Origin of the sequence: Thermogemmata fonticola (assembly GCF_013694095.1) — a bacterium.
GTDB classification, from domain to species: Bacteria; Planctomycetota; Planctomycetia; order Gemmatales; family Gemmataceae; genus Thermogemmata; species Thermogemmata fonticola.
The window spans coordinates 1-1,481 of sequence record NZ_JACEFB010000033.1; the positions used below are offsets into that span (position 1 = coordinate 1).

Consider the following 1,481-nt stretch of genomic DNA (forward strand, 5'->3'; position numbering starts at 1 on the left):
CACACCACCTAGCCACAAACTGAGCACCAAATACCGAGATGCTGCCATGATTACTACCTCCAATCACATGGATGTGCTGTGCTCTCCCCTCAGTTCGTCCCTCCGGCTCGGCGGCGGCTCAGCCAATAAAATACTCCGCCGGCTACCAAACACACCACCCCCGCCAGCATCAGCCACAAATACCACCGCACCGGCCGCTCCCACTCCACACCCACCGGCTCCGGCAATCCAAACGCCGACAACCGAAACTCCGACTCATCCAACTTCCCACCTAACCGCTCAAAACGCGTAAACTCTATCCTCCAACGAAACTCGTAATACTTAGAATCCTGACGATCCCGCTCCCCCACCTCGATCACCTTCAACGGCGGATATTCCCCTTCCCCCTCATACTCGTGATGCGACTCCAAATAGCGTGTTCCCGACCCAATGTCATGAGTCCAGCCCGCACACACCCAACCCCGCATCGGATCAAAAAAGTAACTACTCTTCGTCCGCGTAGGTTTCTTTGTCACCACATCCAAATGAGACACTACCACCGTCAGTTGTTTCACCTTCCGGCCTCGATACTCCGTATCCCGCATCTCTAAAAATTTCGTCTCGGCATCCTCAGCTATTTCCAAATAAGTCCGGTTCGTCCACTGATCCGCTATCGGTGCTATGAAGGGCATAAATTGTACTCGCCCACTTGGAGATGCCGGCTCCCAATTCCTCAACAAATATCCTTTTCCTCCCTCAATAATCTCAAAAGCATACTTGGTATTCCCTCCACTAATCACAGGCTTATACTCACGTACCATCTCTCGTGTGTCACTCTTCGCAACCCATCCCTTAGACCTCAGTAAATAGAGATTCAAATCAAACTTCCCCTCTGCTTCTTGCATTTGCACAAGCCCTTTCCCCGATGGATTCTCACCACGATAACTGTATTCGATGCTTGTATAGTTTTGAATCAACTTATCATAGGCTTGCCTATATTCTGACAAAAACAACTCTCGTAGGTCCGAATCCGTTCCGAAACCTCGATCGGCACCTACCAAAAGTAGCCCTCCCACACCCCACCAGAAATATAATCGTCTCATGGCTCCCATGTCTTCCTCTCCACAATTCAAAAGTATCAACTACACACATCAACATATGGGACACCCCATCGACCCAGTATCAATCGGAGTGCCCCTCCCCCTATCTTCACACATTACTATCAACTTCAAGAACGAAACTCATCTTCTTGGATCGGGGCAAGTACAATTCACCTTGTTAGGAGATAGGTCACACGCGCTTGGTAAATCGAAAAACCGACACGGTTTTCCGGGTTCAACACATGCATAGCCCTACGGTACAGTTGGACATTGGAGACCGATCTCAATGGTCTCATTAGGTTCCCCCAGCAGCCGGTTTTGCGGTACGAGCACCAGACCGCACACCAGCAACGCTAAACCCTACCCCATCCCAATTACCACAACCCACCGATATGACAACAG

The 1,481-nt window shown here is 50.3% G+C and carries 1 protein-coding gene; it reads right to left on the minus strand.

Translation table 11 applies throughout. The annotated features are described in order from the left end of the window. Window positions 1–89: 89 nt before the first annotated feature. Window positions 90–671, minus strand: a complete 582-nt coding sequence (locus H0921_RS17550; protein ID WP_194539832.1) for a hypothetical protein — start codon at window positions 669–671, stop codon at window positions 90–92. Between the last annotated feature and the right edge of the window lie 810 nt (window positions 672–1,481).